We start from the raw sequence: 12,964 nt of genomic DNA, 5'->3' as shown, positions 1-12,964 counted from the left end.
AGATGAGAAAAGGAGGCAAAGTATGCGGGTGCCGCACAATAGCTGCGTCTTGGTCGCCGATGGCCGCAAGCTGCTGTTTTTCCGGAACGAAGGCGATTCCGAATTTCCCAACCTCACCGTCGAAGGGAAGAGGGTTGAGGAAAATCCCAAGGACAGCGAGCAGGGCACGGACTCGCCGGGAAGGACCTTTTCGAGCAACCGCGGTGATCCTCGGTCCGGGGGCTATGGCGATACGATGGGTGCGGCCCGAAGTGCCTATAGCGAAACCGATTTCCACCAGCTCGAGGAGAACCGCTTCGCCGCCGACGCCGCTGAAATGCTGAAGGAGCGGGCGCTACGCAACGAGTTCGAGTCGCTGGTGATCGTTGCCCCGCCAAAGACGTTGGGGGAATTGCGCAAGCATTATCACAAGGAAGTCGAGAAGAGAATCTCGGCCGAGATTCCAAAGGACCTCACGAACATGCCTGTCGAGGAGATCGAAAGGGTGCTCCAGGCGCAGGAATAGCGGACACGAAAGGCCCCGCCGGGGAAGACGGCGGGGCCAAATCGGCTCGGACAGCCAGCTCAGGGTGTGCGCTTGCCGAGCCTCCGGCGCGCCACCAGGGTTGCTGCCGCCGCGCCGAACAGAAGGATCATCGGCGGGGCGGGAACGGGCGTTCCCCCGCTCGAACCCGACGAGCCCCCCGAACTGGAGCTGCTCGAGCTCGATGCGCTGCTCGACGAGGAGGCGCTCGAACCGCTCGTGCTTCCCGAGGAGCCGAAGCTGCTCGAGCCGCTCGTCGCACCGCTGCTCGACGCGCTGCTGGCAGACGAACTCGAGGCCGACGATGCGCTGCTCGCCGAGGAGCCGCTTCCGCCCGAGCTGCCATGGCTGGAGCTGCCATGGCTGGAGCTGCCATGACCACTGCTGCTCGGTTTCCCGCCCGAGCTGGAACTCGAACTCGAGCTCGAACTGGAGCTTGAACTTGAGCTGCTAGAACTCGAACTCGTGCTGGATCCGCCGGTCGAGGTCGAGGTCGATCCTCCCGAAGTCGAGGTGGACCCACCCGAGGTGGAGGTCGAGCCGCCGGAGGTCGACGTCGAGCTACCACCCGTCGAGGTCGAGCTTCCACCGGTCGAAGTCGATCCGCCGGACGTGGATGTCGAGCTTCCGCCCGTGGACGTCGAGACATTGACCTCCACGTTACCGCCCGAGGAGCTGCCGCCGAAGAATCCGCCGGCGAAGAATCCGCCGCCAAAGCCGGAGCCGCCGCCACTGCCGCCGACCAGGACCGGAACGCCGCCACCGCCGCCACTGCTTGCCACGGCAACCGGAGGCGGAGGAGGCGGCGGCATGAACATGGGGGGAATGATTGTGCGCGTGGTCACCGTCGAAGGCGTAGGCGCTGCGCAGGCGACCCGCTCAACCGTTCGGCGATAGACGACGCGGCGTTCCTTGCTCTGGGCCCGGCGCGGAGCCGCGCGCAGGACCTCGGCGCGCCGGGGTGCGGCGGCCGAGCGGTGCTTTGCCTGCTGGACGACAGCCGGTCGGGGGGGCGGCGACTCCGCAAACGAAACGGCGCCGCCGCCGATCACCGCGCCTCCGACAGTGCAGGCGCAGAGTTTCGCCAAGGTCATTCGTACCGACATAACAGCATCCTGTTCCGGCCGCCCACGGAAGAGATCGGGGGACCCGATTTGCATTCACGCGAGTGGTCTTAAGGAGCAGATGCAAACACAGGGTTTAAGCGCAAGCGCATTAACCATCGGAGGGGGGGTAAAAGGGCATTTCGCGGGTCTTCCGTCCCATTCCAGAACAGCTTCAGTCCGGCCATGAACGGAGCGAGCGCGCATGTCGGCGAGCGCAGCGCCGACTCGCCGCGAAACCACCTCAAGATGTTCGAATCGCGTAATCGTGCGGCCATTTGTTCAATGATTTGCCGGATGATTCGAAGACGAACCGTTTTTTCTTAGGGTTTGAGTGACTTGTGATTGTCTTACTCGGAAGCTATACGCTCGCTCGGGGCGGGAGGCTTGGATTCCACTATATTATGCGCCCCCCGCGCCACAGGTTCGGCTCCGGCAGGCCCGGGAGACGAGGAGTGGAGGGGTATGGCAACGCTTCATAGTGACGCTTTAAATCCGCAGTTCGGCGGCGCTTATCGTCCAAGCGCCAACGAAGAGTTCATGAACCCGGAGCAGCTCGCTTATTTCCGGCAGAAGCTTCTCGCCTGGAAAGACGAGATCGTCAAAGAATCCCGCGAGACGATGGCGGCTCTGGCGAACGGTCCGATGCAGGAGGCCGACCTTACCGACCGGGCTTCGAGCGAGACCGATTGGGGGATCCATCTTCGAACCCGTGACCGGCAGCGCAAGCTCATCTCCAAGATCGACGCGGCGCTTCGCCGAATCGAGACAGGAGAATATGGTTTCTGCGAAGTCACCGGCGAGCCGATCAGTCTAGCCAGGCTCGAGGCGCGACCGATCGCGACGATGACGGTGGAAGCGCAGGAACGTCACGAGCGGAACGAACGAATTTCGCGCGACGATTGATCGAAACGCCGCCCCGGGCGACCGGGGCGGCGGACTGCCCGGCAAACGGGATCGCTCAGCGTCAGCCGGCGGCCCTAAAGACCGGCAATCTCCTCCTTGATCTTCAATTTTTGCTTCTTGAGGCGAGCGATCGTTGCCGCGTCGGGCATGGGGCGCTGGGCTTCTTCAACGATTCGGGCTTCGAGCCCTGCATGCTTGGCCTGCAAGGCCGAAACGTGCGCCTGGTGCATTCCCATCTCCTCTTCCTAGAGATCGGCAAGGTAACCCGCATTGCCGAGCTTTGTCTCCCCTGATCCGACAGTCCAACGGATATGTACGACGGTCTGTTGAAGGTCTATTAAAGAGCGATAGGAGCAGTGGCAGTGCGAGGGCAGCCAATGGAGAGGAACGACTCAGCCGCTCAGGATCCAGCTTCGCGACTCGCGGTGCTTCGAATGGAGCACAGGGACCTCGACGTCGCCATTGACGCTCTTCGAAGCATGGCCGCGCCCGACCAGCTACAACTCGCCCGGCTCAAGAAGCGGAAGCTGAGATTGAAGGATGAGATCGCCCTGCTGGAAGATCTCCGGGTTCCCGATATCATCGCCTGACCCGAGTTGCTTGCAGAAGCGAGCATGCGCTCCGTCGAAAAGGTAAGCACGGCGAGTCCAAGCTTCGCTATATAGATCCAACCTGGCTGTTCAATCGGAGGTCGACATGCTCGCAAGGTCACTGCTGCTGTTTGGCTCGTCGATATTGGCCGCGTCCGCCGCCAATGCTCACACCATCAATGTTCTTGGCACCAACGCAGATGCCATAGCCTGCTTCCGTGCCGCCGAATCGGAGGTTTCCCGACCGGAGATTGTCCGCACCTGCACCGACGCACTTGGAAGCGCCGATCTGACGTTGCGCGACCGGATGGCGACATTCGTCAATCGCGGCATCGTACGGTTTCGCCTGGAAGATTTCGAGGGCGCCATCGCCGATTTCGATGCCGCTCTCGAAATTCGCCCGGGCCAGCCCGACGCACTGATCAACAAGGGTATCACGATGCTCGCGGGCGGTGCACCGGTCGATTCGGCTCTGGCTCTGATCGATCAGGGCATCCAAGGCGGGCCGCAGCGGCCGTGGGTGGGCTATTATGGTCGCGCCGTCGCGCATGAGCTGGCTGGCCGCGATGCTCAAGCCTATCGCGACTATCGCCGGGCAAGCGAATTGCGGCCGGGCTGGCGCCCGGCCGAGCTGGCACTCACCCGCTTCAGCGTTCGCAGTTAAGCCTTTTTTCCCATTTCCGGCCGTGCCAGCTTGTGGCACTGACCGGAAATGGCGGACGATCAAGCGCGTATCGAACTCACGTCGAAGCTGGTCGACGGGCTTTATGTCGAGGCCATGTTGCTCGCCGATGAGGCCCGCGGCTATTTCGACCGCGCCGCTTCGGACGACCGCCTGACGCTGGACCCGGTGGACCGCGTCGGCTTCTCGTGCGAGTCCCTAAAGGTGACGACCCGCCTCATGCACCTGATCGCGTGGCTGCTCACTCAGCGTGCCGTGGCGGCGGGAGAATTGACCCGAGCGCAGGCGGGGGAGGATGAGCGACGGCTCGGAACGGCTCCGGAGACCGACGAAGCCTTGTTAGCTCGGCTGCCCAAAGCGGCGGTCGACTTGATCCGATCGAGCGAGGAACTTTATGAGCGAGTCCGTCGGCTCGATGAAGCGAGTTTTGGTGATGGCGGCCCTCAGGGAAGTCCCGCCCGGAGTCTTCTGAGCCGGCTGGAGCGTTCGCTTTAGGAACTCCTTCCAGGAGGTTTGCTATGCCGGAATCAGTTTGGGGCGGGTGCGCCTGCGGACGGATTCGGTACGCCGTATCGATCGAGAATGACGAAGCCTATCTCTGCCATTGCCGGATGTGCCAGCGTGCGACCGGTGGAGTGTCGATCGCTTTCAAGAACGTGAAGAAGGCGGACCTGAGCTGGCAGTCTGAGCCCGACTGGTACGCATCGTCGCCGATCGCCCGAAGGCCTTATTGCTCCGCGTGCGGCACTTCGCTCGGCTTCGCCTATCCCGACAGCGACAATATCGACCTGACGGTCGGCTCCTTCGATGAGCCGGGGCGTTTCGTCCCCAAACATCATTTCGGCGCGGAGAGCCTTCATCGCGCCTGGATCAACACCGAGGCCCTGCCGGAATATCGCACCGATGAATATGAGCCGCTCGTCCAGCGCTGGGTCAAGGCCACCGGTGCCTTCCCTGGTTAGCCACCGCTTCGTTGCCTCAGATGGAGTCGAACTCGCCTGGCACGAACTGGGCAAGGGCCGACCGGTGGTGCTGCTCCACGGGCTTTTCTCCAACGCAGCGACGAACTGGTTGAAGTTCGGCCACGCCGCCGCGATCGCCGGTCACGGCAGTCGGGTCATCATGCCGGATCTTCGGGCGCATGGCGACAGCGGAGCGCCGCATGATCGGGATTTCTATCCACCGGATGTGCTGGTGCGCGATGGCCTCGAACTGATCCGTCACCTCGGGCTGCGGGACTATGATCTCGGCGGCTACTCGCTCGGTGGCCGGACGGCGGCGCGAATGGTTATTTCGGGTGCGACGCCCCGACGCCTCGTCATTGGCGGGATGGGCCTGGAGGGAATGCTGGACACCAGACGCCGAGGTCGGCATTTCAAGCGGATATTGGCCGGTCTCGGCACTCACGAGCGCGGCTCGCCGGAATGGATGGCCGAAGCCTTCCTCAAGACCACTGGCGGCGATCCCGAAGCGCTGCTGCCGTTGCTGGACAGCTTCGTCGATTCTGACGAGCGGATGCTGCGCGGCATAGAGATGCCGACCCTGGTTCTTTCTGGGGCGGAGGACCGGGACAATGGCCCAGCCGAGGAACTCGCCGAGCTGCTTCCGAACGGGCTCTATGTCGAGGTTCCGGGCAACCATATGAGCGCCGTTACCCGGCCGGAACTTGGCCGAGCCATCGCGGATTTCCTCGCCGTTGACCCGTTGCCGGCGACAGTTCAATGAACCGAGAAACGACAAGAACGAGGATGTATCGATGAAAAGCAGCGTCTCCGTGCTCGCATTGGCTCTTTCCTTCTGCCTTGCTTCAGGCTGCAGCACCGCCACGGCGATGCAGGACAGTTCGACTACGGCGTCGGCCTCCCCCGAAGCGCAGCAGCCTGGGACGCCGACGGCAGCCGAGGCGGATGCCTTCATCGCTCGAGCGGAGCGTGAGCTGGCCGAGTTCTCGGTGCTCAACAGTCGCGCTCAATGGGTGAACTCGACCTACATCACGACAGATACGGACGCGCTCGCGGCCCATTTCGGCACGATCGGAACGGAGATGGGCGTTCGGCTGGCCAATGAGGCCGCGCGATATCAGAACGTCCCAGGGCTCAGCTACGATACCCGGCGCAAGCTCGACATCCTTCGCTCCGGTCTCACCTTGCCGGCGCCGACCACCGAAGGAGCGGCGGCCGAGCTCAATCGAATCTCCACCGACCTGCAGTCGCAATATGGCCGCGGGCGGGGAACGATGAACGGAGAGCAGCTCACGGGCAATGAGATCGAGGCGCGGATGGGCACCGTGCGCAACCCGGAGCAATTGCGCGAAATGTGGACAAGCTGGCACAACAATGTCGGCGCACCGATGCGGCCGCAATATGCCCGAATGGTCGAGATTGCCAATGCGGGCGCCCGCGAGCTCGGCTTCCCCGACACCGGCGCGATGTGGCGTTCCAAATATGACATGCCGCCCGACGATTTTGCGGCCATGACCGAAAGGCTCTGGAACGAGGTTCGACCGCTCTACGAAGAAATACACTGCTTCGCTCGCGCCGGGCTCAACCGCGCCTATGGTGACCAGGTCCAGCCCGCCACCGGTCCGATCCGTGCTGATCTGCTCGGCAATCTTTGGGCGCAGGAATGGGGTAATATCTACGATGTGGTCGCGCCGCGCTCCTCAGGCCGAGCGCCCTATGACCTGACCCAGTTGCTTGAGCGAGCCAACTACACTCCGGAGCGGATCGTTCGACAGGGCGAATCCTTCTTCAGCTCGCTCGGCTTCGCGCCGCTGCCCCAGACCTTCTGGGAGCGGTCGATGATCACTCAACCGCGCGACCGCGAGGTGATTTGCCACGCCTCGGCATGGAACGTCGACAACGAGGATGATCTGCGGATCAAGATGTGCACTCGGGTGAACGCGGACGACTTCGTCACCGTCCACCACGAACTCGGGCACAATTATTACCAGCGCGCGTACAACGATCAGCCATTCCTCTATCTGGACAGTGCCAATGACGGCTTCCACGAAGCAATCGGCGACATGATCGCTTTGTCGGTCACTCCGGAATATCTCGTTCAGATCGGTCTCCTGCGCGAGAACCAGCTGCCCACCGAGGAGCAGGATCGCGCACTGCTTCTCCGGCAGGCGCTCGACAAGATTGCCTTTCTTCCGTTCGGACTGCTGATTGATCGTTATCGCTGGGGCATCTTTTCCGGGCAGATAACGCCGGACCGGTACCAGGCAGCGTGGGACGAGATGCGCCTGCAGTATCAGGGCATCGTTCCGCCCGTGGAACGCACCGAACAGCATTTCGACGCAGGCGCCAAGTATCACGTACCCGCGAGCGTGCCCTACACCCGTTACTTTCTTGCCAGGATCCTCCAGTTTCAGTTCTACAAGGCGGCCTGCGACATGGCTGGGTGGCAGGGACCGCTTCACCGCTGTTCCTTCTATGGCAACCGCGAGGTCGGAAGGCGGCTGAACGAGATGCTCGCGATGGGCGCGTCGCGCCCCTGGCCCGAGGCGCTGGAGGCCTTCACCGGCACCCGTGAAATGTCCGCTCAGCCGATGATCGAATATTTCCAGCCCCTGCTCGGCTGGCTTCGCGAACAGAACCAAGGCAGGCGGTGCGGCTGGTAGCTTCTGTCGCGCGGCGCCGATCTGTGGGCTGTACATCGCCGGTAAAGGCGGGAGGCGCTTTCGAGCCGGTCCCGCCAGATCGGAGGAACATCATGCGAGCCGTGATTGCTGCGCTCATCCTCGTTTCAGCTGCAAGCGCCGAGCTTGCCCAGGCAGCGGTGCGATGGAATCCGGCCGCGCCGGAAAACCGGCAGGTGCTCCCGACGTTCAACTATTCGACGGTTGAAAGCGTCCTTGCCGCCATCGGGGCGCGATCGGAGCGGCGGGGAACGGCTGAACGGCCGGCGCTTGCCGTCACCTTTGCCAACGGCCGACGCGCGGCGATCCTGTTCGGGAGCTGTGAACGGCAAGGCAGCGCCTGCAAGGCGATCAGCATCCAGGCTGTGTGGACTCGGCCCTCTGGCGTGACCGCCGACGCTCTTGCTAATCGGATCCAGCGTTTCAACCAGCGCTATGCCTTTTCGCGAGCTTTCCTGACCGGCGACGGACGCCCGGCCCTCCAACGCTATCTCACCGCCGATTTCGGCTTCATCCGAGGCGATCTGGCCGTGAACCTTCTGGTCTTCGCCAGCCAAAGCGAGCGATTCGCTGCCGAAGTCCTACGCGGCTAAAAGCCACTTGAAGCCGCTGAGTCTCGAGCGTCTCGACGGACCGAGGACCGCCGGGAAAGCTCGCAAGCGGTCGCCGCGGTCTTGAGAACCGGGCTGATCGGACGACCCAAAGTTTCGATGTTGCGCCGGGCGATCTCGAGCGCACTCAGTCCCTCTGGCTCGTTGTGTCGCCCGGCCACACTGCGATCATCGGCCATAGTGGATCTCCGAGCACCTATCGAGGCTTCGACAATGCGCTGGAGCTGGTGAATGTTTCCTGTATCGAGACAGAGCGCCTTACGAGCAAGGTGGCCTATAGCTGGCCGAGCATGAAATCGGCGCTGGAAACACTGAAGGCGCCAGGCTCCTCCACGTTGAGCTGCCTGACAACGCCGTCCTCGACGATGGCCGACCAGCGCTGGCTGCGCTTGCCCATGCCATGTTTCGAGAAATCGGCGGCGAGACCAAGTTGTTCGACGAAGTCGCCATTGCCGTCGGCAAGCATCGTCACCTTGCCGTCGGCGCCGCCCTGGCTGCCCCAGGCCTGCATGACGAATGCGTCGTTCACCGACACGCAGGCGATTTCATCGATTCCTTTCGACCTGAGCTCATCGGACTTCTCGACGAACCCCGGCAGGTGCCGAGCCGAACAGGTGGGGGTGAACGCGCCCGGTACTGCGAACAAGGCGACTCTCCGACCGGCGAAGAAATCGTCCGTCGAGACCGGCTGCGGGCCTTCGGGAGTGGCCTTCAAGAGAGTGGTGCTGGGGATGCGCTCGCCGATCTGAATCGTCATCTTTCTCTCCCTTGGTGCGGTTAGCCGGCGCCTTAGCAAGGCGCTTTGTCCAGCGATAGAGGCGCAGGCGTTGTCCGACTCCTCCTGGCGAGCCTATAGCAAGAGGATGGACGGGCCGAAGTTTCTCAGCGGGCAGTTGTTGCTGGCCATGCCGGGGATCGGTGATCCTCGCTTCGAGAAGGCGGTTATCGCCATGTGCGTTCATGATGAGGGTGGAGCGCTGGGAATCGGGCTGGGTCGATTGATCCCGAGGCTCGGGTTCCACGACCTGCTTCGGCAGCTCGACATCGACCCCGGCGTCGCTCCTGATCCGGGCATTCATCTTGGTGGGCCGGTGGAGCCCCAGAGAGGCTTTATCCTCCACTCACCCGACTGGAGCGGAACCGAAAGCGTCCATGTCGGCGACCGATGGGTGCTCAGCGCCACGCTCGACGTGCTCAAGGCGATCGCGCAAGGGAAGGGACCATCCCGCTGGGTAGCCGCCCTTGGCTATGCCGGCTGGGGGGCCGGTCAGCTTGAGGAGGAGATGAGCCGCCATGGCTGGTTTGCTACTCCCGGCAATGACCATCTACTGTACGAAAGCGAAGTGGACTCGCGCTGGGCTGACGCCTTCCTGAGCGCGGGAATCGATTCTCGCCTTCTCGCTGCAGAATCGGGAAATGCCTAAGCTGCTGTTTCCACGTCCGTAACTTTTCCGATGCTTCACTGCCCAGCGCCGAGGCGAAAGCCTCGACAGCGGCCTCGCGCCTCCCGGCGCCGGGCCTTGTGCAGGCGGTTGAGGAAGCAGCATGAACAGAGCGAACAGGGGCGGAATGGTCGCGGCAGCCGTCGCGATGCTTTCCGTCGGCATGCCGGCCAGCGCGGCAATGAGTTGCTGGAATGAGACGCAGGCGGCGGCAGCGAAGGTGAGGGACCTGCAATCAAGGCTTATGGTGGCTTCGCTCCGCTGCGCCGCAACGGGATTGGACGTGACTCCCGCCTACAACCGCTTCGTTGTCTCCAATCGTGAAACGATCCAGGGGGCGAACCGAGTGATACTCGCGCAGTTCCGAACCGGTTATGGTGAGGAGGCCGAACTTCATTACGATCGCTTTGCGACCTCACTGGCCAACACGTACGGCGACGATCCGACGAATGCGGATGTTTGCGCGCAGACTGCATTGTCGGCTGATGAGGCGGCTGCCGCAGCTGGCGACGTGGCTCGGCTGGTCGCCCTGAATGATCGGCTTGGACCTCCCCCCGCGCTGCCCGGCGGCCGATGCAACATCAGCTTTACAGCGGCGGCCTTGGATTGAACTCACATATAAAGATATCTTTATATTTGCATTCGACATCGGCCGCGACTAGGTAGCGAGCACGCGGCCGCCCGACCCGCTCTGGCGGTCTTTCAACTTTCAGGAGATCGTCCTTGGCCACTCAGCCCCAGACCACGTTCAGCGACTATGTGATCCGCGACCTCGGCCTGGCCGATTTCGGCCGCAAGGAGATCGAGATCGCCGAAACCGAAATGCCGGGCCTGATGGCGCTTCGAGCCGAATATGGCGCGTCGAAGCCGCTCGCGGGGGCGCGGATTACCGGCTCGCTTCACATGACGATCCAGACGGCGGTGCTGATCGAGACCCTGATCGAGCTGGGTGCCGAAGTGCGCTGGGCGAGCTGCAACATCTTTTCGACTCAGGATCATGCCGCCGCTGCCATTGCCGCTCGTGGGATCCCCGTCTTCGCTGTTAAGGGCGAGACCCTCGAGGAATATTGGGACTATGTCGTCAGGATCTTCGACTGGGGGCGTGACGAGACCGCCAACTTGATCCTCGACGATGGCGGCGATGCGACGATGTTCGCGCTCTGGGGAGCTCGGGTCGAGGCGGGCGAGCAGCTATTCTCGCCGACCAACGAGGAAGAGGAGATCTTCGTCGCAACCTTGAAGCGCTTCCTCGGCGAGCGGCCCGGCTATCTCACCAAGACGGTGGAGACCATCAAGGGCGTTTCGGAGGAGACCACCACCGGTGTCCACCGCCTCTATGATTTGGCCAAGAAGGGTAAGCTCCCGTTCCCGGCGATCAACGTCAACGACAGCGTCACCAAGTCGAAGTTCGACAATCTCTACGGCTGTCGCGAGAGCCTGGTCGACGCGATCCGTCGCGCCACCGACGTGATGCTGGCCGGCAAGGTTGCCGTCGTTGCCGGCTTCGGCGATGTCGGCAAAGGCAGTGCCGCCTCGCTCCGCCAGGGCGGCGCCCGTGTGCTGGTTACCGAGATCGACCCGATCTGCGCGCTCCAGGCGGCGATGGAAGGCTATGAAGTTGTGACGATGGAGGAGGCGACCCAGCGCGCCGACATCTTCGTGACGGCAACCGGCAACATGGACGTGATCACGCTCGACCACATGCGGGCGATGAAGAATATGGCGATCGTCTGCAACATCGGCCACTTCGATAGCGAGATCCAGATTTCGGCGCTTCAGAACATGAAGTGGACGGAGATCAAGCCGCAGGTCGACGAGGTCGAGTTCCCCGATGGCAAGAAGATCATCGTCCTCGCCAAGGGGCGGCTGGTAAACCTCGGCTGCGCCACCGGCCACCCGAGCTTCGTGATGAGCTCCAGCTTCACCAATCAGGTGCTGGCGCAGATCGAACTCTGGACCAAGTCCGACCAGTACAAGAACGATGTCTACGTTCTGCCGAAGCATCTCGACGAGAAGGTTGCGGCGCTTCACCTCGACAAGCTCGGAGTCAAGCTGACGAAGCTCAACCAGCGCCAGGCCGATTATATCGGCGTGCCGGTCGAGGGGCCGTTCAAGCCGGACCACTATCGTTATTGATCTCTCGCCACTCCGGTTCAACTCAGTCGGAGGCCGGGATGGCGCTGAGCAGGACGGAAGCAGAGCAGATCCTCCGAGGCGCAGCCGCAGCACTGCAGGCGGGCCGGGCGGAAGAAGCCCGGCTCGAGTTGGACCGACTCGTCGGCGCCGGCCTGGTGAATTCGCAGGTCCTGCTGCTCTTGGCTGTCGCTTGCCGGAAAGCGTCGGAGAAGGAGGCTGAGGAGCAAGCGCTTGATCGGCTCTTGAAGCTCGACACGGACAATATTCGTGGCCTGATAATGAAGGGCGAGTGCCGGCTTGCCGCAGGTGACGACCGCGCCGCGTCGAGCTTCTACGGCAAGGCGGTAAAGCTTGCTGCACAGAAGCCGAACTTGCCCGCCGATCTTGCTACCGAGGTCGGTCGAGCCGAGGCGGCAATCAAGCTGATATCATCACGTCATCGCGAACAGCTTCTCGGTCATCTCGATCAACTCGGAATAACGGCTGATCGGCAACCGCGTCGCTTCCAGCAGTCGCTGGATATCATGCTTGGTGAGAAGGAGATCTATTTCCAGCGGCCGACAGCCTATTACTTTCCTGGGCTCCCGCAGATCCAGTTTTACGAGGCCGGTGACTTCGAGTGGGCTGCGGACGTGCAGGCTGCGTCGAATGAGATTCGGGCGGAGCTTGAGGCGGTCCTTCACGAGGAGGGACTGTTCCAGCCTTACCTCCAGCAGAATGATGATCGTCCAGGCTACGACTTTCACGGGCTCATGGGGAATCCCGACTGGAGCACGCTCTATATCTGGCAGGATGGGGGCCCAGTCCCAGGGCTCGCCGAGCGGTTTCCCCGAACGATGGCGGTGATGAGGGAAGTTCCGCTGCCCCACATCACGACGAGAGCGCCATCAATTCTGTTCTCTCTTCTCAAGGGTGGCGCGCGCATTGCACCACATCATGGAATGCTCAATACGCGTCTGATCTGTCATCTTCCACTGATCGTCCCGGAGAGCTGCGGGTTTCGCGTCGGCAACGAAATTCGCGAGTGGGAGCCGGGTAAGTTGCTGATCTTCGATGACACCATCGAACATGAAGCCTGGAATGGCAGCGACGAGGACAGGATTGTTCTGATCTTCGATATCTGGCGCCCCGAGTTGACGGCGGATGAGCGCCGCGCCGTCTCTGCCATTTTCGACGCGATCGATCGCAAGGATTCGGTTCTTCGAAACTGAATGTGACATTAATGTAACACATCGAAAGTTAGTTCAGCCGGTACTGGCTGGCCGGTTTTCTTTTGCCATCCACTCGATAATGTCGATGGCTCAGAACTGCACTTTCGGGGAAAATCA

17 protein-coding genes are annotated in these 12,964 nt (G+C 62.3%); 15 read left to right on the top strand and 2 right to left on the bottom strand.

Annotated elements, in window-relative coordinates:
• Window positions 1-22 precede the first annotated feature (22 nt).
• The 4 genes from ACRYLT_RS15455 to dksA all read left to right on the top strand — a co-directional run bounded on the left by ACRYLT_RS15455 (window position 23) and on the right by dksA (window position 2,532).
• Complete coding sequence (locus tag ACRYLT_RS15455) at window positions 23-505, top strand: host attachment family protein (RefSeq protein WP_482664972.1); 483 nt, start codon at window positions 23-25, stop codon at window positions 503-505.
• 66 nt (window positions 506-571) lie between these two features.
• Complete coding sequence (locus tag ACRYLT_RS15450; protein ID WP_482664971.1) at window positions 572-901, top strand: hypothetical protein; 330 nt, start codon at window positions 572-574, stop codon at window positions 899-901.
• A gap of 87 nt (window positions 902-988) precedes the next feature.
• Window positions 989-1,420 (top strand): hypothetical protein, encoded by a 432-nt coding sequence (locus ACRYLT_RS15445; RefSeq protein WP_482664970.1) that lies wholly within the window; start codon window positions 989-991, stop codon window positions 1,418-1,420.
• Between the two features lie 671 nt (window positions 1,421-2,091).
• A complete protein-coding gene (dksA, locus tag ACRYLT_RS15440; RefSeq protein WP_482664969.1) occupies window positions 2,092-2,532 on the top strand; it encodes an RNA polymerase-binding protein DksA in 441 nt (146 codons plus the stop codon).
• A 74-nt stretch (window positions 2,533-2,606) separates the two neighbouring features.
• On the opposite strand, the gene ACRYLT_RS15435 is transcribed toward dksA, so the two are convergent.
• Window positions 2,607-2,762 carry a YdcH family protein gene (locus ACRYLT_RS15435; RefSeq protein WP_482664968.1) on the bottom strand — a complete coding sequence of 52 codons (156 nt, stop codon included), beginning with the start codon at window positions 2,760-2,762 and terminating at the stop codon, window positions 2,607-2,609.
• Between the two features lie 147 nt (window positions 2,763-2,909).
• Between ACRYLT_RS15435 and ACRYLT_RS15430 the strand changes: the two genes are divergently transcribed.
• The 7 genes from ACRYLT_RS15430 to ACRYLT_RS15400 all read left to right on the top strand — a co-directional run bounded on the left by ACRYLT_RS15430 (window position 2,910) and on the right by ACRYLT_RS15400 (window position 8,040).
• Window positions 2,910-3,122 carry a YdcH family protein gene (locus ACRYLT_RS15430; protein WP_482664967.1) on the top strand — a complete coding sequence of 71 codons (213 nt, stop codon included), beginning with the start codon at window positions 2,910-2,912 and terminating at the stop codon, window positions 3,120-3,122.
• A 106-nt stretch (window positions 3,123-3,228) separates the two neighbouring features.
• Window positions 3,229-3,786 (top strand): tetratricopeptide repeat protein, encoded by a 558-nt coding sequence (locus ACRYLT_RS15425; RefSeq protein ID WP_482664966.1) that lies wholly within the window; start codon window positions 3,229-3,231, stop codon window positions 3,784-3,786.
• 48 nt (window positions 3,787-3,834) lie between these two features.
• Window positions 3,835-4,299, top strand: a complete 465-nt coding sequence (locus ACRYLT_RS15420) for a DUF1465 family protein (RefSeq protein ID WP_482664965.1) — start codon at window positions 3,835-3,837, stop codon at window positions 4,297-4,299.
• Window positions 4,300-4,322: 23 nt separating this feature from the next.
• Window positions 4,323-4,766, top strand: a complete 444-nt coding sequence (locus ACRYLT_RS15415; RefSeq protein WP_482664964.1) for a GFA family protein — start codon at window positions 4,323-4,325, stop codon at window positions 4,764-4,766.
• On the top strand, window positions 4,750-5,529 hold the full coding sequence (locus ACRYLT_RS15410) for an alpha/beta fold hydrolase (protein ID WP_482664963.1): 780 nt from the start codon (window positions 4,750-4,752) through the stop codon (window positions 5,527-5,529). The genes ACRYLT_RS15415 and ACRYLT_RS15410 overlap by 17 nt, the downstream gene beginning before the upstream one ends.
• Window positions 5,530-5,560: 31 nt before the next feature.
• The gene (locus ACRYLT_RS15405; protein ID WP_482664962.1) at window positions 5,561-7,429 is read left to right on the top strand and encodes a M2 family metallopeptidase; all 1,869 of its coding nucleotides are present in this window, start codon (window positions 5,561-5,563) and stop codon (window positions 7,427-7,429) included.
• A gap of 92 nt (window positions 7,430-7,521) precedes the next feature.
• Window positions 7,522-8,040: a YbjN domain-containing protein gene (locus tag ACRYLT_RS15400; RefSeq protein WP_482664961.1), complete on the top strand. Its 519-nt coding sequence runs from the start codon at window positions 7,522-7,524 to the stop codon at window positions 8,038-8,040.
• A 292-nt stretch (window positions 8,041-8,332) separates the two neighbouring features.
• On the opposite strand, the gene ACRYLT_RS15395 is transcribed toward ACRYLT_RS15400, so the two are convergent.
• A complete protein-coding gene (locus ACRYLT_RS15395; RefSeq protein ID WP_482664960.1) occupies window positions 8,333-8,815 on the bottom strand; it encodes a redoxin family protein in 483 nt (160 codons plus the stop codon).
• 106 nt (window positions 8,816-8,921) lie between these two features.
• On the opposite strand from ACRYLT_RS15395, the gene ACRYLT_RS15390 reads away from it, so the two are divergent.
• The 4 genes from ACRYLT_RS15390 (at window position 8,922) to ACRYLT_RS15375 (ending at window position 12,847) form a co-directional block, all read left to right on the top strand.
• Complete coding sequence (locus ACRYLT_RS15390) at window positions 8,922-9,482, top strand: YqgE/AlgH family protein (RefSeq protein ID WP_482665463.1); 561 nt, start codon at window positions 8,922-8,924, stop codon at window positions 9,480-9,482.
• 121 nt (window positions 9,483-9,603) lie between these two features.
• A complete protein-coding gene (locus tag ACRYLT_RS15385) occupies window positions 9,604-10,110 on the top strand; it encodes a hypothetical protein (RefSeq protein WP_482664959.1) in 507 nt (168 codons plus the stop codon).
• Window positions 10,111-10,223: 113 nt separating this feature from the next.
• Window positions 10,224-11,636: an adenosylhomocysteinase gene (ahcY, locus tag ACRYLT_RS15380; RefSeq protein WP_482664958.1), complete on the top strand. Its 1,413-nt coding sequence runs from the start codon at window positions 10,224-10,226 to the stop codon at window positions 11,634-11,636.
• Between the two features lie 38 nt (window positions 11,637-11,674).
• Window positions 11,675-12,847 (top strand): aspartyl/asparaginyl beta-hydroxylase domain-containing protein, encoded by a 1,173-nt coding sequence (locus ACRYLT_RS15375; protein WP_482664957.1) that lies wholly within the window; start codon window positions 11,675-11,677, stop codon window positions 12,845-12,847.
• Window positions 12,848-12,964: the final 117 nt, after the last annotated feature.

It is taken from the genome of Sphingosinicella sp. SM1-17, from assembly GCF_056821765.1.
Note: the sequence above shows the minus strand (reverse complement) of the source record. Positions and strands in the feature narration are given on the sequence as shown.